A 25,793-nucleotide genomic window follows, 5' to 3' on the forward strand; every position below is an offset into this window, starting at 1 on the left:
TCGGCACAAAAGAAACAAGGGATGCTGCAAGGGCTTATGCGCTCACAGGCAACCTTTGCATGGCTACTGATTGCTCCGGCAGCATTGTATCTCGTATTAGTCGTGGCCTGGCCGCTGGTAGAGACAGTCCGTTTGTCTTTCACCAACGCCAACATTGGCGGCGAAGCCTACATCGGCACTGCCAACTATGAGAAGCTGCTCAGCTCTCGTAAATTCGGTCAGACAGTGTCCAGAACGTTCTATTGGATGTTCCTGTCTGTCTCATTCAAAATCATTTTCGGTCTGATTGGCGCAACGCTGCTCAATGCGGCAATTCCGGGGCGGGGGCTGTTCCGCATGCTGGTCATGCCGCCGTGGATTGTGCCTGTTGCGATTGGCTGTTTCGGCTGGTTGTGGCTCTACAACGGCCACTTCGGCATCATCTCAGGAGCCTTGCAATACGTAGGCATTCTGGATGGCCCGTTTGAGTTCCTCGCCTACAAACAAAGCGCGTTTTACTCCGCCGTTGTGACCGATGTCTGGGTCGGCCTGCCCATGGTGACCATCTTCATGCTGGCAGCCATGCAGGGTGTGCCGCGCGATTTGTATGAAGCAGCCTATGTGGACGGGGCATCCCGTTGGTACCGCTTCCGCCGCATCACCATTCCGCAAATTCTGCCGGTGATCATCACCATGTCGATCCTGTCGATCATCTGGACCTTCAACTCCTTTGAGATCATCTGGATCTTGACGGAAGGCGGTCCGCGCAACGCAACCACAACGCTGATCATCGACACCTACAAGATGGCCATTGCAAACTTCAAGTTCGGGCAGGGGGCTGCCCGTGCTGTGATCGTGGTGACACTGCTTAGCGTGTTCTCGCTGGTCTATCTGTTCGCACTTCACCAGATCAAAAAACGTTTCGAGGCAGCCTAAAATGATGGATCGTTACTCGCTGCCACATAAAGTATTTCTCTACTTCTGCGTGGTGCTATTCCTCGGCTTCATTCTGCTGCCGTTTTTTGAGATGTTCATGACCTCGCTGCGGCCACTGGAACACCTGTTCCGCTCGCCCTACCAGTTCTGGTCAGACGACTTCTCGTTCAAAGCCTACTCCCAGATGTGGGAGACAGTGCCAATGCTGCCGCGCTACATCGCAAACAGCATGCTGATCTCCATCTCGGTGACAGCTCTGGCTTTGGCGTTCGTCATTCCCGCCGCTTATGCCTATGCCCGGTTTGATTTCAAAGGCAAATCACTCAGCCTCGGCATCTTTCTGGCGGTTAACATGTTCTCCGGTGCTGTCCTGCTTATTCCGCTGTACAAGCTCCTGAGAAACTACGGCCTGCTGAACACCTACTTCGCCATGATTGTTCCCGGTGCAGCGTTTCTGGTGCCAATGGGAATCTGGCTCCTGAAATCCTATCTGGAGAAAATCCCGCGCGAACTGGAAGAAGCAGCTTTCATGGATGGCGCCAGCCGTCTGTACACTCTGCGCCGCGTTGTTCTGCCTTTGGCGGTTCCCGGTCTCATTGTGGTGGGTGTGGCTGTGTTCCTGTCAGCCTACGCACAGCAGTTCCTGTTCGCGATCACGTTCAACAGCGTCAAGGAGTTCATGCCTCTGCCAGCGGGCATCCTCGAGTTCATTGGCTATCAGTCAGTCAAATGGAACCAGATGATGGCAGCAAGCATTGTTGGAATACTGCCCGTACTCGTAATTTTCCTATTTTTACAACGCTACTTGGTGGCCGGCCTCACAGCCGGTGCGATCAAGGAGTGATTTTTAAAAGTGTCAATGGTTACTACTGGGAGGAGAAACCATGAGAACCAAACTACTATTTGCAGCGGCTGCAGGGGCAGGCGCAATGATGGCAGCAACATCTGCACAATCAGCTGAACTACATTTCATCCGCTGTGGGGACAACGGGTTGGATGAAGATCGCAAGGTTATTGCCGCATTTGAAGCCGCCCATCCCGGCAACACCGTCAACATGGAAAGCCTTCCATGGGGCACCTGTCAGGATAAGTCTTTGAAACTTGCATCCGCAGGCAGCCCGCCATCTGTGTCCTACATGGGCTCTCGTACGCTCAAACAGCTGGCAGACAACGACCTCGTTGTTGATGTGAAGATCTCTGAAGATCAGCAGAAAGCCTATCAGCCGGGCGTTTTGAACACCGTGAGCTATCGCGACAAGTTCTGGGGCTTCCCGCGTGCATTTTCCACCAAGGGTCTGTTCCTCAACTGTGACATCTTCGAAGAAGCCGGTCTTGCATGCGAAGCACCAAAGACCTGGGACGAAATGTACGCAGCTGCGAAGACCATCAAAGACAAAACCGGTAAAGCAGGTGTGGGTCTGACGGGCAAAGACTTCGACAACACCATGCACCAGTTCCTTAACTACCTGTATTCCAACGGCGGTCAGGTCATCGATCCATCCACCAACGAAATCACTCTGGATTCCAAGAACACTCTGGAAACTCTGAAGTTCTACGGCAAACTGGTGGAAGTTGCTCAGGAAGGTCCAACCGCATTTGAGCGTACGCAGGTCCGCGATTTGTTCAACGACAACAAAGTCGGCATGTACATCGACGGCCCTTGGGCACGCGGTCAGCATAAAGAAGGCATCACCACCAAGGCTGCTCCAATTCCAGCTGGTCCAAGCGGTGTCAGCGGTACGCTTCTCATCACTGACTCCCTCGCTGTCTTCAAAGGCTCTGGCCATGAAGAACTGGCGATGGAATTTGCGCGCATGATGACCACAGGCGACTCTCAGTACACACTGGACAAACCAGACGGTTGGGGCCTCACACCAATCCTGAAATACGAAGAGCTGGGCTATGAGAAGCCTTACTACATGGATGACCCATACTGGGCAGTCTTCGTAGACTCCATCCCAACTGGTGGTCCGGAGCCTCTCTTTGTTGATTACAAAGCGATGCAGACAACCATCAACTCCATGATTCAGGGCATCATCCTGAAAGACGATACCGCTGAAAACCTGGTGGCAATCGCCGCTGAAGAACTCGAAGAGTTCAAGTAAGCAAAACCCGGAGAGGTTGGCGACAGCCTCTCCCCGTTCCTTAGTGCGAGAAGACGAATATTATGGCCACGCTCCAGCTACAAAACATCGAAAAATCATTTGGACCAACAACCGTGTTGAAAGACGTCAACTTGTCCATTGAGGATAAGGAATTCGTCGTCTTCGTTGGCCCTTCTGGCTGCGGAAAAACAACGCTCCTGCGGATCGTGGCAGGTTTGGAAATAGCCTCTGAAGGCTCCATCATCATTGATGGCAAAGACGTTTCCGATGACCACCCTATTGACCGTGGCATCTCCATGGTGTTCCAGAGCTACGCGCTCTATCCTCACCTCTCAGTTTTCGAAAACATCGCCTTCCCGCTGCGCGTCGCAAAACGCCCGGAAGAGGAGATCAAGGACCGCGTCAACAAGGCTGCTGCAATCCTGCAACTGGAAGAGCGCCTGAACCACAAGCCGGGACAGCTCTCCGGTGGTCAGCGCCAGCGTGTTGCCATTGGCCGCTCTATTGTTCGCAATCCAAAAGTGTTCCTGTTTGACGAGCCGCTCTCAAACCTTGATGCAGCGCTGCGCGGGGACATGCGTGTAGAACTCTCCAAGCTCCATAAAAGCCTCGATACCACAATGATTTACGTCACCCACGATCAGGTGGAAGCCATGACCATGGCCGACCGTATCGTGGTGCTCAACGGTGGTGTGGTGGAGCAGTGCGGCACCCCGATGGACCTGTACCTGCGCCCGCGCAACAAATTCGTGGCTGGCTTCATCGGCCATCCAAAAATGAACTTCCTACCCGCCATCGTCAGCCGTGTTGAAGACCGCATGCTGCACGTGAAGCTCGCCAATGGCGGTGTCATGAGCATGCCAGTGTCGTCTGAGGGCGTGAAGGCCGGTGACAACGTGGATATCGGCATCCGTCCTGAGCATATGCAGCTTGATGAGAATGGACCAGTTTCCATGCATGTAGAAGTGCTGGAGCGCTTGGGAGCGCATTCCATCGCCTACGGTAAAGTAGAGGGTGACGGTGCGTTTTGTGCATCTTTGCCAGGCATGACAGAGATCCCTGAAGGCACATCTATAAAACTCAGTATCAAGCCGGAGGATGCCTACGTCTTTGACGAAAAAGGTATTGCACTGCAACGCCTTGGTGCTCTGGAACTGGCATAGGAGAAACACATGCGTATCATCGTTGTTGGTTTGGGTTTGCGAGCTGTCAGTGTTCTGGAAAGACTGCAGGCTCACATGAGTGAAGCGGAAGTGGTGGCCTATGTAGACCCCAAACCGCACCAGATTGAACGCCTCAGAAACCACGAGGCCATCAAGCCTTACGGCACGCTGGAAGAGATGCTGGCTGGTGAAAAGGCGGACCTGTTGTTCGTCAGCTCTCCAAACCATATGCATCTGGAGCACATCCGCCTCGGGCTGGAAGCTGGCATCCGCATGTTTGCAGAAAAGCCTGTTGTGATCTCCATGAGCGAGACCATGGAACTGGCAGAGCTGCTTTCCAAACACGGTGCAGATCAGGTGCTCATCGGTCTGGTTCTCCGCTACGCCCAGCATGCAAGAGATCTGCGCGCAGCGCAGGCGGCTGGCCAGATCGGTGATGTGGTTTCCATTGAGGCCAACGAGCATATTGCGCCGTATCATGGGGCTTTCTTCATGCGTGACTGGCGCCGTCATGAAAAATACTCCGGCGGCTTTATGCTGGAAAAATGCTGCCACGATCTTGATATCTACAACATGGTGACCGGCTCACGCCCAAGCCGTGTAGCCAGCTTTGGCGGCAGAAAGTCCTTTGTCCCAAGCAATGCACCAGCAAAAGAAACAGATACGAAAGTGTATCATGTTAAAGAGTCCATCTGGGAAGCTGCGGAAGACCCGTTCCTCTCCGATGGCGATATCGTCGATCACCAGACCGCGATCCTCGAATACGAGAGCGGCGCCACCATGGCCTTCCACACCAACATCAACGTACCGGACGAACACCGCCGGTTCTGCGTGATTGGTACCAAGGGCATGGCAGAAGGTGACTTCGTGCGCGGTTACCTGAAAGTGACCGATGCCCACACCCGCGGCACATTGGTGGATGAAGATTACAACAAGTCCATCGACCGCCCCGGCGCACACTACGGCGCTGATGACATGATGTGTCAGGACCTCTGCGCCTATCTGCGCGGTGAAATGGACAGCCTGCCAGTTTCCGTCGTGGATGCGCTGGAAGCAGGCGTTGCCGCACTGGCTCTCGATCAGGCGCGCACAATCGGTCAGGTCGTGGACCTGACGTCCTATTGGCAGAAATTCGATAGTTTCAACCTGCGAGAAACCGCAGCAACAACAAAAAAGATGGAATCAATACAGTGACCAAACTCCCCGGCGCGTACATGCGCGCTGAGATAGATCAGGCAATTCCGGCATTCGCAGAAGGGGTCCGTCAGGACCTCACAGAGAGTGTCAAAGCAGCAGCGCTGGACAAGCTCGACACGTTCTACACCATTGCGCGTGGAAGCTCAGATGCAGCCGCCAACTTGATCTCCTATGAACTAATGGCCGAACTGCAAAAGCCGGTAACAACACTGCCGCCCTCTGTGTTCAGCCTGGGGAATGGATTGCAGTTGGGCAATGCTGGCGCACTTATTTTCTCCCAATCCGGAGGAAGTAAGGATCTGGTCAGTGCTGCAATCGGGTTTAAAAGCGGCGGCGGTAAAACGCTCGCCATCACAAACACACCGGGTTCTCCGTTGGCAATTGAAACGGACGCCTGTGTCGATATCAAAGCAGGGCTGGAACAAGCCGTTCCAGCCACCAAAACAGTTATCTGCACCATTGCCGCCGGAATGGCTCTGCTGGCAGCCCTCAAACCAGACTACGCTAAAGCCTGTGAAGCAGCAGCAAAAGCCATGCTGGCCAGCGCTGAGGCGAAACTTGAGCAGGCTGACGAGATCATCGAGGCTGTGAAGTCCACGCCGCATGTGTATGTGATCGGGCGCGGGTGTGGGTTCGGCGCAGCGCAGGAAGTTGCGTTGAAACTGAAGGAAACAACAGCCATTCATGCAGAAGCGTATTCCGCTGCTGAAGTGCTGCACGGTCCGCTGCAACTGGCCACAAAACCGCTGTGTGTTCTCATTCTGGATACGGGAGAAGAGGTCAGCAACCAGAGTCTGAGCCTGGCTGAAGAGCGGTTCCGCTCTGTCGGCGCAAATGTTTTCCGCCTGACACCAGAAACTGTTGGTGCGCAGGGCCTTACCCCCGCAGCAAGCTCGGCCATGCTGCTGCGTGCATTGTACCCAGTGATTTTGGAAACTGCTCTCCAGTTGGGTCTGGACCCAGACCAACCGGAAACACTTTCTAAGGTAACTGTAACTATTTGATTTTATGAAGGAATGCTGCGATGGTTGATCTGACCAAATGGGCAACTACGCGCGAAATTCAGGCGCAACCGCAAATCTGGGCAAGCTGGGGGCAGGAACTCGCTGCATCCTTAAGTGAGCTGAGCGAGTGGGTGGTCAACTCCGGGGCTACGGAAGTCTGGTTCTGTGGGGCAGGCACATCCGCTTATATCGGCGACCTTCTCTGCAGAGCACTGGATGCAAACTCCGTGTTGCCAATGCGCTCAGTTCCTTCAACTGATCTCGTCAGTGCCCCGCATGCGTTTAAACGCAACGGTGTCATTCCGCTGGTCGTTTCCTTCGGTCGTTCCGGCAACTCCACCGAGTCCATAGGCACGTTGGACCTGCTGGATGCGATCTTCCCCGAAGCCCCACGGCTGAACATCACCTGCAACAAGGACAGCGCACTGGCGACCCGCCAGCCTGCTTCAAAGGCCAGCCAAGGTGCTATCGTTCTGCCAGATGAATGCCACGACAGCGGCTTCGCTATGACCTCCAGTTTCACTACCATGATCCTGACAGCCATGGCAGTTTTCGGGCAGGAAACACCGGAAGAATTCACCGCCAACATGAATGAGATCAGCCATGCAGCTGAGATTGTGTTGACGCAAGCGGATCAACTGGCAGACAAACTCACCATCCCCCAGCGCGCCGTCTTCGTAGGCTCCGGCCCGCTTGCCTTCGTTGCCCGCGAAAGTGCGCTCAAAGTGATGGAGCTGGCTGCAGGAAAAATCCCGTCTATCTGGGATAGCTCCCTCGGCTTCCGTCACGGACCAAAGTCCTTTGTCGATGACCAGACCCAGGTCTTCGTGTTCCTCTCCAACAACCTGCATTCCCGCCGTTACGATGAGGATCTGGCAGACGAGGTGAGGGCGCAGTTCGGCGAGCACACAGTCATCGCCATTGGCAATTCTGCAAAGGCAGATGTGCACATTCCATGCAAACTGGAGGATGGCTGGATGTCCGTGCTCCATGTACTCATTGCCCAGTGGCTGGGTGTGGCTTGGTCTGACAAGCTTGGTTTCAACGTCGACAATCCGTTTGAAGGGCAGGGCACGCTGACCCGCGTTGTCTCTGGCGTCAAGCTCTACGCATTGGAAGAGGCCTGATATGGTTCGAGCTGGCGGCATTGATCTGGGTGGCACCAAAATCGAGGCAACAGCCTTTGATGAGGACTGGGCCTTGGTTGAAACCAAGCGTATCCCAACGCCGCATGATTCCTACGAAAATCTGGTTGATGCGCTCTGCGAGATGGTCGTATGGCTGGAAGAAACCTCAGGCTCAAAAGGCTTGCCGGTGGGCGTTGGCATTCCCGGCTTCCATTCCAAACGAACCGGCAAGTTCCTCACTGCCAACCTGCTCGCCTCGGGTCGGAAGGTCCATCAGGACCTGATCGATAAACTGGGCAGAGCCGTCGCGTTTGAAAACGACTGTAACTGCTTTGCCCTTTCTGAAGCCATGTTGGGCGCAGGCCGCAGCTATGCCAGCGTCTTCGGCCTGATCATCGGCACAGGTGTTGGCGGAGGCTATTGCTCCACCGGCACGTTGATCTCGGGTCTGAATGGTGCGGCTGGTGAGTTTGGTCATCTCGGCATTCCCTACATGACCATGAAGGAACTAGGGCTCGACGCTATCGAATGCGGCTGTGGTCGCACTGGCTGTTTCGAAACCTACCTCGCTGGCCCCGGCATGCGCCGCTTAGCGAAACACGTCACCGGCAAAGAAGCCGATGCGAAGACCATCACCACGGCAGCCGCTGCTGGTGATCCGCTGATGCAGGAAGTCATGCGCATGTGGGCCCGTATCGCGGCTGAACTGGTAGCAGCGCTCCAATGCACGGTAGATCCGGACTGCATTGTGCTCGGCGGTGGCCTTTCCAAGATCCCGAATATCGACCAGATCATCTCCGAAGCTCTGCCGGGCCACTTGCTGGACCAGACTGAGCCACCAGAAATCCGTGTTGCGGAATATGGTGACAGCAGTGGGACACGCGGAGCAGCGCTTGCTGCGGTCCAAAACTATCAAAGACTGGAGGAGCCGTCATGAGCAACCCTTTGCTTGAGGTGATCACTGCCAACCGTGCAGGCGCCAGAGCCGCGCTTCCCTCCATCTGCTCCGCGCAGCCGGATGTCATCCTTGCTGCTGCTCTGCTCGCAGCAGAAAAAGGCACGACCCTACTACTGGAAGCGACCAGCAACCAAGTCAATCAGGACGGTGGCTACACAGGTATGAAGCCTGCTGATTTCGTCAGCTATGTCAAAGGCATTTGCGCCATTGCCGGATTGCCGGAGGACGCGCTCATCCTCGGCGGTGACCACCTAGGCCCGCAAGCCTGGCGCTCCATGTCTGCCGATCAGGCCATGGCAAAAGCCAAAGAGCTGATGAAAGCCTACGTGCAGGCTGGTTTCACCAAAATCCATCTGGATTGCTCAGAAGGGTGCGCAGGTGAAGAGGCTCAGGTTGGTGACGCACTAAGCGCCAGCCGCGCTGCGGAACTGGCTGCGATCTGCGAAGAGTTTGCACCAGACCCAAGCCGCCTCAACTACATCGTCGGTACGGAAGTTCCTCCTCCCGGAGGCGCGCGTGAAGAAGGCGAGGCTCATAGCATTGAGCCAACCCCACCCGCGCGTGCCTCCCGTACCTTGCAAATGCATTTTGATAAGTTCGATGAGCTGGGCTTGCAGGATGCCAAAGACCGCATCTGCGGCCTTGTCGTGCAGCCGGGCGTCGAGTTCTCACCCTTCCACATCGACCATCTACCAGCAGATGACGGCAAAGCTCTGCGAGCAGCGCTTGACCCGTTCCAGAATGTAGTCTTCGAAGCGCACAGCACCGACTACCAGCTGGACAGCGCTTTCCCACGCCTTGCCCACATGGGCTTTGCTATCCTGAAAGTCGGCCCTGCGCTCACCTTCGCCTACAGGCAGGCCATCTACGCGCTGGACCAGATGCTGGATTGGCTGGAAGAAGACAAACGAACAGCACCAAAAATCTCGAAGATTTTGGAAACAGAAATGCTGTCAGAGCCCAAATATTGGAGCTCTCACTATCAGGGATCTGATCAGGAACTGCGCTTGCTGCGTCACTTCAGTTATGCAGATCGCATCCGCTATTACTGGCCTCAGGAGAAGGTACAGGATGCCCTAAAGGCACTCTTTGCCGCCTTACAAACCCATGAGATTCCAGAAACGCTGCTGCTTCAACTGTTTGCATCTCGCACTGTTGAACGTGCACGGGCTTTGCAGAGCCACGGTTTTGGCATAGAGAAGGCGCTGGTGATTGCTGAAATCCAGCAGGCACTGGACCCATATTTCTTTGAGAGAGTTGAGACACCTCAGCTTGAGGAGGCTCTATGAGCACCGCACCGGGCAACCAAGATATCTGGCTGTGTCCAGATCAGCTGTTTGATGGCCAGAACCTGCTGACCGATACCGCCATTCATCTCGTGAATGGCAAATGCGTTGGCCTGTCTTCAGCAGACCAGTTGCCCGCCGATGCGACCGTGAAAAAACTCTCTGGCCTCATCACACCGGGCTTCTTTGATATCCAGATCAACGGTGGCGGTGGGGTTCTTTACAACACCTCTCCAACTCCAGAAGGTCTGGCTGCCATTGCGGATGCGCACCGTCAGTTCGGTACCACAGCCTTGCTACCAACAGTCATCACCGATGCACCAAATGTGCTGGAGGAAGCTGTTGAAGCCATGAAGGATGCTTACGGCACTCATGGCATCAAAGGCATTCATATCGAAGGCCCGCACATCAGTGTGGAACGCAAAGGCACCCATGAAGCGAGCTGGGTTCGCCCACTCAACGAGCGCAGTTTACAACTGGTACGCGATCTGCGGGATCGGGACATCCCTGTTTTGATGACAGTCGCACCAGAAGGTGTTGCAAAAGGCGATGTTGCCAGACTGGTTGAGATGGGTGCGGTGGTCTCTATTGGCCACACCGATGCAGGCGCGGCGCAGATCAAACCTGTTTTGGAAGAGGGCGCAAACCTCTTCACACACCTGTTCAACGGCATGTCCCAGATGGTCAACCGAGAGCCCGGTGCAGTTGGAACGGGCATCAACAGCACCGCCTATTGCTCGCTGATCGTAGACGGGCATCACGTCGCCGACGATATGCTCCGCCTTGCCATTCGTGCGCGCCCTGTCAAAGATCATATGATCATTATAAGCGATGCCATGCCAACTGTCGGCGGACCGGAAAACTTCAACCTTTACGGTCATCAGGTCTATCTGGAAGACGGCAAGCTCATCAACAAAGCCGGTTCTTTGGCGGGGGCACATGTCACCATGCTGGACTCTGTAGCTCGCATGATAACGAAGCTTCAGTTCCCGGCAGAAGAAGTGCTGCGAATGGGCCTGTCCAATCCAGCTGCCTTGTTGGGACTTCAACAGTCCGTGGCTTCTCTACGAAACACCGGTCTAAGTGATATGCTGCTGATCGCGCCAGACTACAAATCCTTTTCGTTCCTCTCGCATATGCTCTAGTTTTCTGCGGGGGAAGCCTCCGCATTACCGCTCGCGAAGTGCCTCTGCCTTCACCTTAAGCAGCGGTTTGGCGATGTAGCTCAGCACGCTCTTCTCGCCTGTCAGGATGTCAATGCTGGCCGTCATGCCCGGCGTGATGGGCAGTGGGTTCTCCTCTGATCCCAGATGGTTTTGCTTGGTCCGCACAATCACCTTGAAAAACGCCTGTCCCCGCTCGTCCTCTGAGGTGTCTGGACTGATCCGCTCCAACACTCCGTCCAATCCGCCATAAATAGAATAATCATAGGCCGTGATCTTCACGCTCACATCCTGACCCGGATGCAGGAAGGCCACATGTTGCGGCTGGATTTTTGCAGCAATCAGCAAAGTATCTTCCAGCGGAACAATCTCTATCAGTGGCTCACCAGTCTGAACCACCGCGCCGATGGTACTGACATTAAGTTTGTTGATCACCCCGCGCACTGGTGCCACCAACGCACTGCGATGCACCCGATCCTCCGCCCCGCGCAGCCGCTCCTCAATCACAGCAAGTTCCGCTTTGGTCGCCACCAGATCCGACTGTGCCTGAGAGGCAAACGCCGTCTGCGCGGAAGCTACCTTCTGTAGAACTTCTTCCTTGGCAGAGCGGGCACTTGCAAGAGAAGCCTCCAGCATCTGCCGTTCTCCCTCCAGAGTTGTGTACTGCCGCTTGAGCCGCAAAAACTCGATTTCAGGCAGCACACCACGTTTATAGAGCTGCTGGTTGATCTCCAGCTCCCGCGCAATAAGGGTGAGGTTGGCACCTAGCATCTGCGCTTCAGCTTCAAGCTGCTTCAGATCCTGCTCTTTTTGGCTGAACTGACTTCGAAGCACTGCAACTTCCGCGGTGAGCTGCTCTTTGCGGGCCTTGTATACCGCGAGTTCCCGCTGCAAAAACGCAGCGATGTCGGCAGGCGTGTTTGAAAGATCAAGCGCCAGATTTGCCTGACGAGCCTCAGCGGTCAACCGTGCAAGGCGAGCCTGCAATGCATATTTCTTCTGCTGAAGTTCCCCCAGCTGCGAGGAAAAGCCGGTATTGTCCAACTTCACCAAAACAGCCCCTTGTTCTACGATTTCACCCTCATAGAACAATACCTCAGAGACAATCCCGCGCTCGGGTGCTTGCACAACCTGCATCTGGCGTGAAGGGATGATGCGCCCGTTGCCTCGCGTGACTTCCTCCACATGCGCAAATGCTGACCAGACGAACAACAACAGCATAATTGCGGCACATGAGAAGATCAGAACTCTGGACTGCTTTGGGCTGTGAAACTCTGGCAAATGCAGCGGTGTAACGGGAAGCGACCAGCCCTTCATGCTCTCAGCCTTTCCTCAATCGGCACCTGTGCAGGCTGCGGCACTTCATGCAGACGCGGTTGCTGCATGGACTGCTTCACTTCCTCGCTCGGCCCATCTGCAATGATACGGCCTTGATCCAGAGCGATTAGCCGATTGGTGAGCTTCAGGAGGGATGGACGGTGCGTGCTGATAATGAGCGTCAGTGATCCGTTGTTATAGCGCCGCAAGCCACGCAGCAACCGCTGCTCAGCGGAAAGGTCCAGCTGACTGGAGGGTTCATCCAGAAACAGGATCTTAGGTTTGCGCAAAAGAACACGAGCCAAAGCCACACATTGCCGCTGCCCGCCAGAAAGCGCAGCCCCGTTTTCACCGACAATCAGATTGTAACCAGCCGGATGTCTGTTCACGAGGCTATGCAGCCCCGTTACATGGCAAACCTCCTCAATCTCCTCGTTGGAAAGATGAGGTAACCCAAGGCAAAGATTGTCTCTCAACGTGCCTTGAAACAACGTGTTGTCCTGAGACAGGTATCCAACAAAATGGCGCAGGTCTGTGGGATCAAACTGGCGCGTATCAATACCATCAATGAGAACAGCCCCCTCGGAAGGATACCGAAGCCCACTCATCAGCCGCCCCGCAGTCGATTTGCCGGACCCGACACACCCAACCAGCCCAATCGTATCTCCCGGCTCAATCGAGAAATTGCAACGGGTCAGGCTGGCTTTTTCACTGAGCGGATAGGAGAAACTGACATTTTGAAACTGGACTTCACCACGACAGTGACGCAGGTTCGCAGTTGCTTTCCCTGTCTTGCGTTCTGTTGGCTGGCTTAGGAGATCTCCAAGCTGACGATAGCTGTGCAGGACTTGACGAAACCGGACCAACGCATTGGCGATAGAAGAGATTGGCGCCAACACACGGGATGACAGCATCATCGCAGCAATCAGCCCGCCCATGTTCACAGCACCTGCCTCAACCTGATAGACGCCCCAGACAATAATCAACACCGACACCATGCCTTGCACATGCCCTGTTCCCACCATCGCCAGATTGGACCAATGACGGCTCTGCAACAGGATCTCGCTGCTGCGGTCAACGGACTGCTCCCAGCGGGATTGCATGTGGGCTTCTGCATTTAGGGCACGCACAGTCTCATGCCCGCCCAATGTCTCCATCAAAATGTTCTGCCGCTTGTTCCCTTCAAGGCTTGAGGCTTGAACAGTTCGCTCCAAAGGTAATTGAGCAGCCAGATTAAGCAGGCAAACCACGGGCACAGCGAGTAGAGGGATCCAAGCAATGGGGCCAACGATAAAAAACAGGATACAGACGAAAAGCCCGACAAAGCAGAAGTCTAGCAGGGCGATCAAGGCTGTTGAGCTGAAGAACTCACGGAGCTTTTCATAGTCATGAACAGTCCCGGCATATTCTCCGGCACTCTTGGTTTTGGCAGAAAAGTCAATGTTCTGCACATGAGAGAAAATCTTGGAAGCCAGCCGCTGATCTGCCTTTTTACCAAGGCTGTTGAGGATGGACGATCGCGCCACCTTCAGCAAACTATCTCCCGCCAGTGCCAACGCCACGCCAATCGTCAGAGCCCATAGCGACGCCACAGCGAAGTTGGGCAGGATGCGGTCATAGACATTCATGATGAACAAGGGAGAGGCGAGGGCAAGGCAGTTGATCAGCAAGGTCCCGAGCGCAACATTTCCATAGTCAGGCCAGAACCGCGTGAATTCGGACCAGAACCAATGCTTGTTGTCTTGATGAACCTGCCCACTGCTGTCACGTGCATGAAGAGATGAAAACAGGATCGCATACCCGGAGTACGCGCGCTGCAAAATATCCAAGCTGAGATACTGCGGTCTTTCCAAGTCCAACGGGTCCAGCAGTTTAGCCTGCCGTGTGGCTGCGTCATAACCCACCAGCAGGCGCAAGGCTCTGTCATGAAACACCAACAGACACGGAAGGCTGCTGCTGGAGATCTTGCTAAGAGCAATCTGTTGCTTTTCGGCTTGTAACCCACAATTCTCGGAGGCTTTTTCTACCTGAGAGAATTGTAACCGCCCATTGATCAGCGGAAGCCCGGCAGTCAGCGCTGTTTTACTGAGGAAATTCCCATGGGCGCGGGAGACATAAGCGATGCTTTCAATCAGGGCGTCCAGCACCTCATGCATTGGATGGCTACCTTCCTCAGTATTGAGGGCATGAGGGCTGGACAAGCGAAAATCACTCACGGCGTGTTCCCTTGATTTATGACAGTAATCGCAGTTTCATTTACTTGTTTTTTTCGAGGGGCCACGCTTTGTTTGGTCTTCTTGCGAGAAGCAGAAAGATTAGGAGATACAACGCATTACAGGTATCAAATAATCTCTCAGTTCTCGCTAAGAAGTTTCGGTGTTCTTGTGGGATCTAAGAAAACACCCTGAGTAAAATGTGGCAATCTCGGGAACTTGTACTGTCAAATAAAGGGGCAAAAATAGCAGGAGTGTATTTGCCAAGGCATTCGCTATAAGATCAGCGCCTTAAAATTCTGATTGTCCGGAATCGCAAGTTTCCCAATGAACACAGCGTTTCCCTCCAAACCAACATATCCGAAAGTTTGAGAGTGAGCGTGTGTACGAAAGGGGATAGTGGGATAATTTCCCCTACGGCAAGTTATCCCATGCATTCTTAGGGGTAAAACGCAAGACCAGTGAGGTTCAGCACCCAGAACCCCTCAATCACAATAGCTTAGGCAGTTTTCCGGCTAAGAAGCCAAAAAACAGCTTTATGCGTGGAATTTGCTTGAGAGTGTGCGGCGAAGCCAGCCAGACAGGCAAAGCAGGCAATGGGTCCTCCAGATCAAGGCGCACAAGACTGTCATCCTCAAGGCCGATTCCAATCTGACCAAGACCAACCCCGCATCCGGCACGCACCAATTCCCAGTAAGTTACCCTGTCATCACACCGCACACTAAAGAAGTCCCGGTCCACGTTCAGGCCAGCTTCCTGCATGCCGCGCAGGATCAGGTCAGACCTGTCGTACCCGATCCAGTCAAGCGCTAAGAGTTCCTCTCTTGTGCTCGGCATGCCAACCCGCTCTACAAACGCACGGCTTGCGAAAAGCCCCAATGGCGTCTCGCCAATCTTCTTGGCAACAATGTCCAGCTGCGTCGGCGTAAACATGCGCACTGCGATGTCGGCTTCTTGAAACAACAAGTTTTGCGCATCGTCAGAAGGGAGAAGCTCAATCTGGATCTCAGGGTAGCTCTGCCGAAACTCTGCAATAAGCTTTGGCAGCACATAATGAGAGATCACCTGACTGGCGGTGACACGCACAGGCCCAGCAAAACCGCTTTGCTTGCGCTCTTCTGCATGAAGCAGAAACTGAGCTGCCGCTGAATGCATGGCCTTGGCGTGGGGCAGCAACGCTTCCCCATCCTCCGTCAAGCCAAGCCCGCGCTGATGACGGTAAAACAACGAGACGCCCAGCTCCGCCTCAATCGCCTTCACTTGCCGCCCAATTGTTGGCTGGCTCTGGTTCATCTTCTTGGCAGCAGCTGAAAGACTACCTGTCTCCGCAACCGCTACAAAAACACCAATGAGATCCCAGGAAAGATGATGTAGTCTGCTATTCATAATTGAATATCATATCTGCAATTCATTCGAATTTACATAGGAAATGGAGCTACTACTATCATGTCTAACGCGTGTTCCCGAAACGTGACTGCCGGTTTTCAGATAAGAATACGCGATTTGGAAAAGAGTATTGGACAGGAGCGGTCATGAGACCCGTAGCTTTGATTTTAGGTGCCTCTGGCAGATTTTCAAAAAACATGACTGAGCAGTTGGAAGCTGCAGGCTGGGAAACCCGCGCCTTTGATCGTGCAAACCAAAATATGAAAAAAGCTGCAGAAGGTGTTGATGTCATCGTGAATGGAGCAAACCCGCAATATCCGCACTGGAAGCGGGATGTGCTTCCCTTCACCCACAAGGTGATTGAAGCAGCCAAACATGCCAAAGCCACAGTCATCATCTCGGGCAACAATTACTGCTTCGGCCCAAACATGAGCTCTCCCATTGGCCCGCAAACACCTCAAAAAGCAACCAACGAACTAGGTGTGATCAGAATAGAACTGGAACGCCTCTACAAATCATCAGGTGTGCGGACCATTTTGCTCAGAGCCGGAGATTTCATCGACACCTCTGCCAGCGGCAACTGGTTTGACCTGATCATGGCCACCAAGCTGGAGAAGGGGAAGCTCATCTATCCCGGTAAGACCGATATACCCCACGCATGGGCGTATTTGCCGGATATGGCGCGTGCTGCCGTCCAACTGCTGGAAATGCGAGACCAGTTGAACACCTATGAAGACATCTCTTTCCCCGGCTACACGTGGACGGGGAATGAACTCAGCAAAGCACTCACAGAAGTCACCAAACAGAATGTGAGCATCAAACAGTTCAGCTGGTGGCTGATCCGTCTGAGCCGACCTTTCTGGCCCATGGCAAAACACCTTTTGGAAATGCGCTATCTTTGGAATACCCCGCATTGGATGGATAAAACACGGTTTGATGAGCTGCTCCCTGACTTTGAGGCAACGCCGGAACGGGAAGCCCTGAAGCAGGCCATCAGCCATTTACCCGCTTTCCAGCTGAACAAGCCGATCTCACTGAAACAGCCCAAAAGAGCGGCATGAGATTTTACCTGAAGTGGTCTCCAAGAGTTTACAGAGGCAAAGCCGACAGGATATAACTGAGTAGTCCAATCAGATGTATTATGCGGCATTTGCCTCTTTGAATTTTGGAGTGCTCTTTGACCTTTAAACTTGGAATTCTGGAAGTTGGCCGACCACCCGAGAACCTGAGCAAGACATTCGGTGATTACCCGTCAATGTTCGAAACGCTCCTGAAGGATCAGGGGGGCAACTGGCATTACATGTCTTACCCTGTGGTGGATGGCCAACTGCCTCAAAACGTTCATGACTGCGACGGCTGGCTGATCACAGGCTCCAAGCACGGTGTCTATGATGATCTTGAGTGGATCGACCGGCTAAAGACTTTTCTGAAAACGGCCTATGACGAGCACGTGCCAATTGTCGGCATTTGCTTCGGACATCAGATCCTTGCTGAAGCGCTGGGCGGTAAAGCTGAAAAGTCCAACAAAGGCTGGGGCTGTGGCGTCTTCACTTACTATGTCCTGGAAAATCCCAATTGGGTGCCAGAGGGCCTGACCAGTTTTTCCATTGAAGCCTATCATCAGGATCAGGTGACAAAACTGCCAGCAGATGGAGAGGTCATCGCGTCCTCAGATTTCTGCGAGTTTGCAGCGATCGATTACAAGGGCAGGGCGCTCACGCTACAAGGGCATCCGGAGTTCAACAAGGACTACTCAGTAGCCCTGTTTAAGGAACGCCGGGGTGACACGCTGCCTGAAGACATCGCCGATCATGCAATCGCCTCCTCGGAAGCGCCCATGCAAATTGGAGAGGTCGCACACATGATCGTAAACTTCATTCAGCAGGCAGCAGTGAAAGAAAAGCAAGAAGGGCACTAACTGTTGCCCTGCGCTGTTTAAGAGGCTCGGGTTTGCAACCTGAGCCTTCTCAAGGACTTATATGGCTATTTCCCAAGGCTTTCTTCACGCCAATGATAAGGCAGGCCAATACCCAGCCTCCTACTACACCGCGACCGCAAACAAGCATCTCTCCTTTCCCGCACTGGAAGGCGAGCATACCTGCGACGTCTGCGTCATCGGCGCTGGTTATGCGGGCCTGTCTTCTGCCTTACATCTGGCCGAGCGTGGCTACAAAGTCCATCTCCTTGATGCGCACCGTGTTGGATGGGGAGCCTCAGGCCGCAACGGTGGCCAGCTTGGCAGCGGTCAGCGAAAAGATCAGGACGAGCTGGAAAGCCTTGTTGGTCTGGAGCGTGCCAAAGAACTCTGGAACCTTGCTGAAACCGCCAAGTCCCTGACGAAAGATCTCATTGCAAAACACCAGATCCAGTGCGACCTGAAACCGGGAATTCTCCACGCAGATCACAAACAAAGCTATGTGAACCACAGCAAAGCCTATGCCGAAAAGCTGGCAAACACATACGGTTACGAAGAGCTTCGCTTTGTAGACTCTGCCGAAATACAAGAGATGCTCGATACAACGGCGTATCATGGTGGCACGCTGGATACGGGGGCAGCTCACTTGCACCCGTTCAACTTCGTGCTGGGCCTTGCTGACGCCTGCAAGAATGCTGGAGTGCAGATCTTTGAAAACTCTGAAGTACTGGAGGTCGAAAAAGGCGAGCCAGCTAAGTTGAAGCTTGCCAATGGACAAGTCACAGCACGCTACGTGGTCTTCGCCTGCAACGGTTATATTGATAGCCTTGAAAAGCGTGTGGCGGCGCGGGTCATGCCCATCAACAATTACATCATTGCCACCGAACCTTTGGGCGAAGATCTGGCTCGTTCCTTGATCTCCAATGATGTGGCTGTGGCAGACTCCCGGTTTGTGATCAATTACTACCGCCTGTCCGCTGACAATCGCCTCTTGTTCGGTGGAGGGGAAAGCTACAGCTTCCAGTTCCCGCTCGATATCAAAGCTTTCGTCCGTAAGCCCATGTTGCAGGTCTACCCGCAGCTCAAGGACGTACCCATAGAATATGGCTGGGGCGGAACGCTGGGCATCACGCTCAATCGCATGCCTTACTTCGCTAAGCTCGCCCCCAACATGCTCAACGCCAGCGGCTTCTCCGGTCATGGTGTCGCCATGGCAACGCTTGCGGGCCAGCTGATGGCAGAGGCCATTGATGGTCAAGCGAGCAGGTTTGACGTGATGGAAAAAGTCCCAACCCACGTCTTCCCCGGTGGCCGCCATTTACGATGGCCCCTGATGGTCCTTGGAATGCTCTACTACAGCCTGCGGGACAGGCTATAGGTCTGGCACTCAGCTTTTCTCCAGCTCTTGCTCCATTTCTGGCTTGTCCAGATACAGCCGTTGCCGCTGATAAAGCTTGCCGTCAACCTCCACCAGCAATCCTTGCCTGCGCAGCGAGGCCACATATTTTGCCATGCCCCGTCGGCCTTTCTTCTCAAAGAACGGCAAAATGCGCGGCATCATATTGGGCAGCACCATGGCCAGTCGTGTTAGCCAGGAGTCACTGGCTTTTGGGTACCGCTCCAGGCATGGCTTTTCCAGATGCTTCACGAACTGATCAGCCACCACGCTCGGTGACTGCGGCTCATCAATGAAATTAAGCACGCTGCCACCTTCCAACGCTTCCTGGCGCAGCATGTAGGTGTCTGTGGCTGTCGGTAAAACGCAGCTCACCTTGATGCCGTGCAGGTCTTCATCCAGTGCAAAGGAAAGCATGGCCCCGCGCAGACCAAACTTGGTCGCCGCATAAATCGGGGTTTCCCGAAGTGGCTGGATGCCGCCAAGCGAAGTGGTCGTGATGATGCGTGGATCATCACCTTTCAGCAGATAAGGCACCGCCAATCGGCTCAAGACCAACGGGGAGATCATATTGATGGTGATCTCTTCTTCAATGCTTTCTGGTGTGCGTTCATGAAACCGATCCACTTTGGTGATCGCCATGTTGTTGATCAGCACATCCAAAACACCAAAGTTCTCTTCCACCTCGCGCAAGAGTCGGATCATCTCCTCGCGTTGTGTCAGATCTCCTTCGAACACATGCACACGCAAACTGTCCAGTTGGGCCTGAAGCTCCCGCGCGGCACGGCCATTCTTGTCTGCCAGAACAAGATTCATCCCTCGTTCGTGCAGGCGTTTGGCGATGTGCCCGGCGATGTCACCACCACCACCGGTTATCACCGCCGTACGCCCCTGAAAACGATAGGTACTCATGCAGCCACCTCCGCTTTCTTTGCGCTCGACGAACCCTTTGGCTTGAGCGCAGCGCGCTTGAAGCGAATATCCTCAGGGAAGGTCCAGCCCATCCGCTTGTAAAGCTTCTTCACATACTTGGTGTGCGCTGTGGCATCACAATATCCCGTATGTCGGTCCGTCTTCAAAAAGTGGATGCCACCAGAAAGGTCCGGTGTTTCACTCCGAATAATCGCGTGCATCTGGCTGGCGCGAGATGGATTATCTTGCTGGTCTTTCAGATAGTTGGCGACCAGTCCGGCCATGTAGTCAAACCGCTTGTAGGCACCGGAGTTGGTCTCAATATAGCTGATGCCAAACAGGTTCTTGTGCTCGCGAGAAGCTGCCTGAATGAACATCTTGGGCCGTCCGCCCTCATAGCTGAAATACTCACCGGCAAAGTCCAGATGCTGGTTGAATCCGGTCGCACACAGGATCAGGTCAATCTCTTCCCGGCTGCCATCTTTAAACACCACTTCTGATCCATCCAGTCGGTCCACATCCGGCTTCACCGTCACATCCCCATGCTGCAGCGAATGCACCAGTTGAGTGTTGAGCAGAGGATGCGTCTCAAACAGCTTATGATCCGGCTTGGGAATGCCGAACCGTTGCAAAGTGCCGTTAAACATACGCAGCAACAGCGTGAAGAACGGGCGGATCATCCAGATGGGTAAGTTTGGACCACCATCAGCAAATACATCTGCTGGCATACCAAAAACATGCTTGGGTACGATGTAATAACCGCGCCGCATGGAAAGGAAGGCTTTCTCCCCCAAAACGCCTGCATCACAGGCAATATCGCAGCCAGAATTGCCCGCTCCAATCACCAGCACCCGCTTACCGTCAAACTCGCGAATGTTCTTGTAAGTCTGGCTGTGGCGGATCTCGCCATCAAACGAACCTTGCAACTCCGGCATGTTGGCCTGCCATTGCGAGCCCGTTGCGCAAACCACGGCCTTATATTCGCGGCACTCCCCGTTAGACAGATGAACCTGCCAGCGGTCATTCTCGGTCTTGGTCAGCTTTTCTATCTTGGTTGAGAAGGTAATCTTCTCTTGCAGCCCATAAGCCTCTGCGAAATCATGCAGATACTTCAGGATCTCGGTGTGCTTGGGATAGTCGGCAAAATGCTCCGGCATCGGGAAATCCGCAAAACCAGACAAGCTGCGAGAGCTGATAAAATGCGCACTCTCATAAATGGCCGTACCTTCGTGTTTGATGTCCCAGAGACCACCAACATCCGGGTTTGGGTCAAACTGATCCCATTCAATGCTGTTGTGTTGTAATGCGCGGGCCATCACAAGCCCTGCAGGGCCTGCACCAGCAATGCAGACCGCGTCACCCCTATCTATAATCTCCACGGTTCCCTCCCCGAACTGTGAAAATCTTACCCTACGGCAATAAGAGGGACGTTTAGAAGGACATATACGGACGTAGGGCGGACAATTTCGGTCATATCTTGCGGTCACTCCCGTGTTTCCGTAGCATGATTGCATTGGGAGAGGGCATGCATTCTGAAAATAACCAGTCGGCACCGCCAGAAATGGCTCAGCATTCAAAGGTTCCACCACACCTGTTGCGCTATCTGTTACAGGAGCTGGAGCAGCGCGGCATCGCCGCAGGAAAGGTGCTGCCTCATACATTCCTGGGCCAGAACACTGACCCTTCGGTGTTTCTGTCTCACGAGGCCCGCCTGACCTATCAGCAAAGCCGCCTCATCATCCTCAAAGCACTGGCGTTGACGGGAGATGAAAGCCTCGGTCTTGCCGTCGGCCATCGTCAGTCCATCACCTCTCTGGGGCTTGTCAGCCTTGGCGTTATGGCAAGTGCAACGGGAAGAGCAGCCCTTGAGTTCGGTATCAAGTACCACCGCCTGACCGGAAGCATGCTGGAAATTGATCTGGAACCTGCAATTGATAATGCGCTCACAATGATTGCGCGCAGCCGGTTCCATGAGCCGGTCCTGCTCACATTCTTTGTGCAGGAACTGTTTGCCGCCATGGTGGGTGTTGTCCGCTTCACAACGGGAAGCAAGCAAGCCATCCAGCGTATTGAGATGATGCAAGCACAACCAGCAAAGAAAAGCCTCTATCAGGAGGCGCTCGGATCATCTGTCAGCTTTGATGCCTCGCGAAATGCAATATTTTTTGACGCAGAGCACCTGCAACGTCCGCTGGCAACGGCAGACAGGTTTGTTGTGCAGGAAGTTGAAACACTTCTGACATGTATGGTGCAGGAAGAAAGCAACCGTTTGGGCTTCCTTAAAACCGTGGAGGAAGAAGTCCGCCGTGGCCTGAAAAACAACCCATCCATCGAAGAAATCGCAGGTGGGTTCTCCATGAGTGAACGCAGTTTTCGGCGTAAACTAGCCGCTTTTCAGGTCTCCTTCCGCGATATCCTCTCGCAGATCCGCCAGTCGCAAGCCATGGAACTGCTCTTATGGTCGCGCCTATCATCTGAGCAGATTGCAGCAGAGCTTGGCTACTCGGATCCAAGGGTGTTTCGAAGGGCATTTAAGCAATGGACAGGGGAGACTCCAAGCCAGTTTAGAAAGTCCGCAGTTCAACTGTGAATGGTACATACCGCACCAAAAGTCCCATTGGGTATCTCAACGTTATTTTATATTCTCCGAAAATTCCTTATAAAGGCGCAGGAAGCACATGTTGCACTGCGCAATTCCGAAAGACAAAGAGTGGCTTTCGGTGAGGTCGCGCAAAGACATAAGTCTGAAAGCACAGGCACAGATCAAAAACCAATAATAATAAGCGTACGCCGGTTTGGGGATGAACAGACTGGCAATGAGTGCGCGGAATAACAAAGAATGAAGGCAGTTGGATTGCTCCAGACAAAGGGCCAGCTGCTTGGATGAACGAAACGGGCACCTAAATCAATGTCTCATACATCTGCGACTCAGCGGAAAACCATTAAAGACATCATGAAGGCAAAAGGCCATCACAAGCTGGTCTGCCTCACGGCCTACACTGCACCAATCGCACAGATGCTGGATGAGCACTGCGATCTGCTGCTGGTGGGAGATAGCGTCGGCATGGTGCTCCACGGCTTGCCAGACACGACAGCTGTCACACTGGACATGATGATCATGCACGGCAAAGCCGTCATGCGTGGCTCTCAAAATGCGCTTGTTGTTGTTGATATGCCTTTCGGCTCCTTTGAAGAAAGCCCGCAAGCCGCATATCGCAACGCGTTGCGTGTGATGCAGGAAACCGGCTGTCAGGCCGTCAAGCTGGAATACAATTCCGCAGCGCCTGAAACCATTCGCTTTCTCGTAGATCGCGGTATTCCCGTGGTGGCCCATATCGGCCTGCGCCCGCAATATCTACATGTGGAAGGCGGCTACAAGGTTGCTGGTAAAAGTGAAGAAAGCCGCAAAGAACAGCTGGAATGCGCACGTCAGGTGGCCGATGCTGGTGCATTCTGCGTTGTGGTTGAAGGCACCAAAGACGAAGTCGCCCGCGAAATCTCTGACAGCGTGCCAATCCCGACCATCGGTATCGGTGCTTCCGTTGATTGTGATGGCCAGATTCTCGTCACCGATGACATGCTCGGCATGTTCGACAAGACCCCAAAGTTCGTGCGCAAATACGCTGAGCTGAAGTCTCAGATCGAGCAGGGCGTGAAGTCATTTGCAAACGATGTTCGCCGTGAGCAATTCCCAGCTGAGAACGAAACCTACTAGACGAGATAAGAACCGTCGGGATCCATAGATACCAGTAAAACTGCTGGATGATCTTGGCGGTTCAGCTCCCTAAAATTTGGAAATGTCAGCCCCCCCTCAACAGCATGATATGGTGTGGGGACTGGCATGACTTGGCTTGGGGGAGCAAACGGTGCTTATTCTGGTTTTAGGAGCTTTACTTTGCGTGGCAGCTCTTGCTGCCTATACCTTTTGGGGTGTCCTCAACATTCAAACACCAACCAACGGCCCGTCAATCATGTTTGAAGGCCGCCGAGGCACTGCGTTGTTGGTGATTGATGTTCAAAGTGACTTCACCAAGGAAACAAGCTCTCGGAAATGGGAGCCAGACTACCTGCAGGCTCGCATCGACTACATAAATGCGCTGGGTGCGTTGGCACGGGATAAAGGCTGGTCCGTCATCTCCATTCGCCATGTATATAAGGGATGGTACACCAACTTGTTGGTCCGGCTCCTTGGAGAAGGCTTGGGGGCAAAGGGCTCTGATGGCCTTCAGATGGATCCACGCCTCACTACTGAGCCCGATCTGGATCTCGTAAAATCAAAGAGCGATGCTTTTGGTGAGCAAGCGTTCTCCGAGTTCCTAAAAAATCACGAAGTTGACCACCTGATCGTGACAGGTCTGGATGGCAATGCCTGCGTCAAGAACACAACAATCGGTGCGCTTAACAGAGGGTACCGCGTCGAACTTTGCGACCCCGCCATTCTCGCCCAAAATCAGAGCGCATGGAAACTGCAGAAGGAGGCGCTGCAGGAAATGGGCGCCGCCGTCTCATGGGATATTGTTGAGAATAAAGCTGATCTCAAAACAGAGAAAGATCCAGCTTAATCAATCAGTTTGCCATCCTTATCAAAGAATGGATGTTGACCACCAAAGTCGCCGATAAAGCTCAGATGGTTGATCAGTTCTCCCTCACTCCAGCGGAAGATACGCACCGCAGGCGGGTCCATAACAAAGCCAGGTTCCCCATGCGGATCCAGATCAAGCGTCACCTGATGACCAGAGGCAGGGCAGATGCTCACCGGAATGCCGTTCTTGAAGACCTCGATCGCCCGGTGCACATGGCCACAAGCGATCTGTCGGATTTGCGATTGCCCTGTAACAACAGGCCAGAAATCCTCATCAGCGCGCATCAGCATGATGTCATCCATGTGCTGAATACCAGTCTTGAACGGCGGGTGATGCATGAACACCAAAGTCGGCTGATCTTTGTGCGCTTCCAGCTCATCGCGCAACCATGCTTGCTTATCAGCATCAAAATGGCCGTCATGCTTACCCGGAATGGTCGTGTCTAATCCGATAATGCGCAGGCCTTCCTTCTCGATGGAAAACTGAAGCGCACCCTCGGATGTTAGGTAGTCATGATCCGCAAACGCATCCCGCATTGCATCCCGGTGATCGTGATTACCGGGGATCACATAAAACGGCATTTCCAGCTGATCAATCTCTTGCCGGAACAGCTCATACTCATCCGCATTGCCCAAATCCACCAGGTCGCCGCTGATCACGACAAAATCAAGTCGTGGACGAAACGCGTTGAGATGCGCAACGGCCTGACGCAAATGATAGAGTGTATCAACACAGTTGTAGGCGAATTTTCCGCCAGCCTTGATATGAATGTCAGTAAGCTGCGCGAAGATCATGTGTGGTACCCCAAAAAATAGGCTGCAAGTCAGAATAAACTCTAAACGATGAATAAGCCTGCATCAGCGGAAATTGCGCTGCTGACTAATCCGTCTTACCTCAAACAACAAGTGAACTTTTCATGACAGGGGCATGGTTGCAAGACATCACTCTGGACAATCAGAAGGGGTGGGCAGGCGATGGGCGCAATACAACCACAGACCTCCCACATATTAGCATCTCCTTGATTTGCTCATTTTTCGCCAGTTTTAGGCAATAAAATCGCCTAACTGCGGGTTTTGACGCATTGAAAGGATTTTTAAAACATATCACAGTACACCCCTGAAATATGAGAGGCGAATTTTCGGGAGATATTCGG

The 25,793-nt window shown here is 53.6% G+C and carries 22 protein-coding genes; 16 read left to right on the forward strand and 6 right to left on the reverse strand.

Annotated features, from left to right (window positions below):
• Positions 1-36 precede the first annotated feature (36 nt).
• The 10 genes from PsAD26_RS06685 (at position 37) to nagA (ending at position 10,900) form a co-directional block, all read left to right on the forward strand.
• Entirely contained in the window at positions 37-915 is an 879-nt protein-coding gene (locus PsAD26_RS06685; RefSeq protein WP_208985581.1) for a sugar ABC transporter permease, read from the forward strand.
• Position 916: 1 nt separating this feature from the next.
• Positions 917-1,759, forward strand: a complete 843-nt coding sequence (locus PsAD26_RS06690) for a carbohydrate ABC transporter permease (RefSeq protein WP_057463806.1) — start codon at positions 917-919, stop codon at positions 1,757-1,759.
• Positions 1,760-1,799: 40 nt separating this feature from the next.
• Positions 1,800-3,020, forward strand: coding sequence for a sugar ABC transporter substrate-binding protein (locus tag PsAD26_RS06695; RefSeq protein WP_063293647.1), 1,221 nt, complete (start codon positions 1,800-1,802; stop codon positions 3,018-3,020).
• Positions 3,021-3,082: 62 nt separating this feature from the next.
• Positions 3,083-4,183, forward strand: coding sequence for an ABC transporter ATP-binding protein (locus tag PsAD26_RS06700; protein WP_063293648.1), 1,101 nt, complete (start codon positions 3,083-3,085; stop codon positions 4,181-4,183).
• Between the two features lie 9 nt (positions 4,184-4,192).
• Positions 4,193-5,377 carry a Gfo/Idh/MocA family oxidoreductase gene (locus tag PsAD26_RS06705; protein WP_063309774.1) on the forward strand — a complete coding sequence of 395 codons (1,185 nt, stop codon included), beginning with the start codon at positions 4,193-4,195 and terminating at the stop codon, positions 5,375-5,377.
• A complete protein-coding gene (locus tag PsAD26_RS06710; protein WP_063309775.1) occupies positions 5,374-6,384 on the forward strand; it encodes an SIS domain-containing protein in 1,011 nt (336 codons plus the stop codon). The genes PsAD26_RS06705 and PsAD26_RS06710 overlap by 4 nt, the downstream gene beginning before the upstream one ends.
• A 20-nt stretch (positions 6,385-6,404) precedes the next feature.
• Entirely contained in the window at positions 6,405-7,511 is a 1,107-nt protein-coding gene (locus PsAD26_RS06715; RefSeq protein ID WP_063309776.1) for an SIS domain-containing protein, read from the forward strand.
• A gap of 1 nt (position 7,512) precedes the next feature.
• Positions 7,513-8,448 carry an ROK family protein gene (locus tag PsAD26_RS06720; RefSeq protein WP_063309777.1) on the forward strand — a complete coding sequence of 312 codons (936 nt, stop codon included), beginning with the start codon at positions 7,513-7,515 and terminating at the stop codon, positions 8,446-8,448.
• Complete coding sequence (locus tag PsAD26_RS06725; RefSeq protein WP_063309778.1) at positions 8,445-9,758, forward strand: class II D-tagatose-bisphosphate aldolase, non-catalytic subunit; 1,314 nt, start codon at positions 8,445-8,447, stop codon at positions 9,756-9,758. Before PsAD26_RS06720 ends, PsAD26_RS06725 begins: the two co-directional genes overlap by 4 nt.
• On the forward strand, positions 9,755-10,900 hold the full coding sequence (gene nagA, locus PsAD26_RS06730; protein ID WP_063309779.1) for an N-acetylglucosamine-6-phosphate deacetylase: 1,146 nt from the start codon (positions 9,755-9,757) through the stop codon (positions 10,898-10,900). Before PsAD26_RS06725 ends, nagA begins: the two co-directional genes overlap by 4 nt.
• A gap of 24 nt (positions 10,901-10,924) precedes the next feature.
• On the opposite strand, the gene PsAD26_RS06735 is transcribed toward nagA, so the two are convergent.
• The 3 genes from PsAD26_RS06735 to PsAD26_RS06745 form a co-directional block, all read right to left on the reverse strand.
• A complete protein-coding gene (locus tag PsAD26_RS06735; protein WP_063309780.1) occupies positions 10,925-12,235 on the reverse strand; it encodes an HlyD family type I secretion periplasmic adaptor subunit in 1,311 nt (436 codons plus the stop codon).
• Entirely contained in the window at positions 12,232-14,451 is a 2,220-nt protein-coding gene (locus tag PsAD26_RS06740) for a type I secretion system permease/ATPase (protein ID WP_208985547.1), read from the reverse strand. The genes PsAD26_RS06735 and PsAD26_RS06740 overlap by 4 nt, the downstream gene beginning before the upstream one ends.
• 486 nt (positions 14,452-14,937) lie before the next feature.
• Positions 14,938-15,834, reverse strand: coding sequence for a LysR family transcriptional regulator (locus PsAD26_RS06745; RefSeq protein WP_063309782.1), 897 nt, complete (start codon positions 15,832-15,834; stop codon positions 14,938-14,940).
• A 146-nt stretch (positions 15,835-15,980) separates the two neighbouring features.
• On the opposite strand from PsAD26_RS06745, the gene PsAD26_RS06750 reads away from it, so the two are divergent.
• The 3 genes from PsAD26_RS06750 (at position 15,981) to PsAD26_RS06760 (ending at position 19,127) form a co-directional block, all read left to right on the forward strand.
• A complete protein-coding gene (locus tag PsAD26_RS06750; RefSeq protein ID WP_063309783.1) occupies positions 15,981-16,895 on the forward strand; it encodes a hypothetical protein in 915 nt (304 codons plus the stop codon).
• Positions 16,896-17,011: 116 nt separating this feature from the next.
• A complete protein-coding gene (locus PsAD26_RS06755) occupies positions 17,012-17,752 on the forward strand; it encodes a gamma-glutamyl-gamma-aminobutyrate hydrolase family protein (RefSeq protein ID WP_057463794.1) in 741 nt (246 codons plus the stop codon).
• 61 nt (positions 17,753-17,813) lie between these two features.
• On the forward strand, positions 17,814-19,127 hold the full coding sequence (locus tag PsAD26_RS06760) for an FAD-binding oxidoreductase (RefSeq protein ID WP_063309784.1): 1,314 nt from the start codon (positions 17,814-17,816) through the stop codon (positions 19,125-19,127).
• Between the two features lie 9 nt (positions 19,128-19,136).
• Here PsAD26_RS06760 and PsAD26_RS06765 read toward each other — a convergent pair whose 3' ends face one another.
• Together PsAD26_RS06765 and PsAD26_RS06770 are read right to left on the reverse strand one after the other, a co-directional pair.
• Positions 19,137-20,057, reverse strand: a complete 921-nt coding sequence (locus tag PsAD26_RS06765) for an SDR family oxidoreductase (RefSeq protein WP_063309785.1) — start codon at positions 20,055-20,057, stop codon at positions 19,137-19,139.
• Positions 20,054-21,436 carry an NAD(P)-binding domain-containing protein gene (locus PsAD26_RS06770; RefSeq protein WP_063309786.1) on the reverse strand — a complete coding sequence of 461 codons (1,383 nt, stop codon included), beginning with the start codon at positions 21,434-21,436 and terminating at the stop codon, positions 20,054-20,056. Before PsAD26_RS06770 ends, PsAD26_RS06765 begins: the two co-directional genes overlap by 4 nt.
• A 146-nt stretch (positions 21,437-21,582) precedes the next feature.
• On the opposite strand from PsAD26_RS06770, the gene PsAD26_RS06775 reads away from it, so the two are divergent.
• From PsAD26_RS06775 to PsAD26_RS06790, 3 genes are all read left to right on the forward strand, one after another.
• Positions 21,583-22,647 (forward strand): AraC family transcriptional regulator, encoded by a 1,065-nt coding sequence (locus PsAD26_RS06775; protein WP_084403598.1) that lies wholly within the window; start codon positions 21,583-21,585, stop codon positions 22,645-22,647.
• Positions 22,648-22,965: 318 nt separating this feature from the next.
• Positions 22,966-23,772: a 3-methyl-2-oxobutanoate hydroxymethyltransferase gene (gene panB / locus PsAD26_RS06785; protein WP_063309789.1), complete on the forward strand. Its 807-nt coding sequence runs from the start codon at positions 22,966-22,968 to the stop codon at positions 23,770-23,772.
• A gap of 184 nt (positions 23,773-23,956) precedes the next feature.
• On the forward strand, positions 23,957-24,619 hold the full coding sequence (locus PsAD26_RS06790; RefSeq protein WP_208985548.1) for an isochorismatase family cysteine hydrolase: 663 nt from the start codon (positions 23,957-23,959) through the stop codon (positions 24,617-24,619).
• Here PsAD26_RS06790 and PsAD26_RS06795 read toward each other — a convergent pair.
• On the reverse strand, positions 24,616-25,434 hold the full coding sequence (locus PsAD26_RS06795; RefSeq protein WP_063309791.1) for a phosphodiesterase: 819 nt from the start codon (positions 25,432-25,434) through the stop codon (positions 24,616-24,618). The two genes, PsAD26_RS06790 and PsAD26_RS06795, sit on opposite strands and share 4 nt — an antisense overlap.
• Positions 25,435-25,793 lie beyond the last annotated feature (359 nt).

Origin of the sequence: Pseudovibrio sp. Ad26 (assembly GCF_001623285.1) — a bacterium.
GTDB classification, from domain to species: Bacteria; Pseudomonadota; Alphaproteobacteria; order Rhizobiales; family Stappiaceae; genus Pseudovibrio; species Pseudovibrio ascidiaceicola.

Excerpts from the sequence above, each read along its gene's own strand:
- PsAD26_RS06720 (WP_063309777.1), top strand. The coding sequence starts at position 7,513 with ATGGTTCGAGCTGGCGGCATTGATCTGGGTGGCACCAAAATCGAGGCA.
- PsAD26_RS06715 (WP_063309776.1), top strand. The coding sequence starts at position 6,405 with ATGGTTGATCTGACCAAATGGGCAACTACGCGCGAAATTCAGGCGCAA.
- PsAD26_RS06705 (WP_063309774.1), top strand. The coding sequence starts at position 4,193 with ATGCGTATCATCGTTGTTGGTTTGGGTTTGCGAGCTGTCAGTGTTCTG.
- PsAD26_RS06765 (WP_063309785.1), bottom strand. The coding sequence starts at position 20,057 with ATGAGTACCTATCGTTTTCAGGGGCGTACGGCGGTGATAACCGGTGGT.
- PsAD26_RS06700 (WP_063293648.1), top strand. The coding sequence starts at position 3,083 with ATGGCCACGCTCCAGCTACAAAACATCGAAAAATCATTTGGACCAACA.
- nagA (WP_063309779.1), top strand. The coding sequence starts at position 9,755 with ATGAGCACCGCACCGGGCAACCAAGATATCTGGCTGTGTCCAGATCAG.
- PsAD26_RS06685 (WP_208985581.1), top strand. The coding sequence starts at position 37 with ATGCGCTCACAGGCAACCTTTGCATGGCTACTGATTGCTCCGGCAGCA.
- PsAD26_RS06725 (WP_063309778.1), top strand. The coding sequence starts at position 8,445 with ATGAGCAACCCTTTGCTTGAGGTGATCACTGCCAACCGTGCAGGCGCC.
- PsAD26_RS06735 (WP_063309780.1), bottom strand. The coding sequence starts at position 12,235 with ATGAAGGGCTGGTCGCTTCCCGTTACACCGCTGCATTTGCCAGAGTTT.
- PsAD26_RS06775 (WP_084403598.1), top strand. The coding sequence starts at position 21,583 with ATGCATTCTGAAAATAACCAGTCGGCACCGCCAGAAATGGCTCAGCAT.
- panB (WP_063309789.1), top strand. The coding sequence starts at position 22,966 with ATGTCTCATACATCTGCGACTCAGCGGAAAACCATTAAAGACATCATG.
- PsAD26_RS06760 (WP_063309784.1), top strand. The coding sequence starts at position 17,814 with ATGGCTATTTCCCAAGGCTTTCTTCACGCCAATGATAAGGCAGGCCAA.
- PsAD26_RS06750 (WP_063309783.1), top strand. The coding sequence starts at position 15,981 with ATGAGACCCGTAGCTTTGATTTTAGGTGCCTCTGGCAGATTTTCAAAA.
- PsAD26_RS06745 (WP_063309782.1), bottom strand. The coding sequence starts at position 15,834 with ATGAATAGCAGACTACATCATCTTTCCTGGGATCTCATTGGTGTTTTT.
- PsAD26_RS06795 (WP_063309791.1), bottom strand. The coding sequence starts at position 25,434 with ATGATCTTCGCGCAGCTTACTGACATTCATATCAAGGCTGGCGGAAAA.
- PsAD26_RS06695 (WP_063293647.1), top strand. The coding sequence starts at position 1,800 with ATGAGAACCAAACTACTATTTGCAGCGGCTGCAGGGGCAGGCGCAATG.
- PsAD26_RS06690 (WP_057463806.1), top strand. The coding sequence starts at position 917 with ATGATGGATCGTTACTCGCTGCCACATAAAGTATTTCTCTACTTCTGC.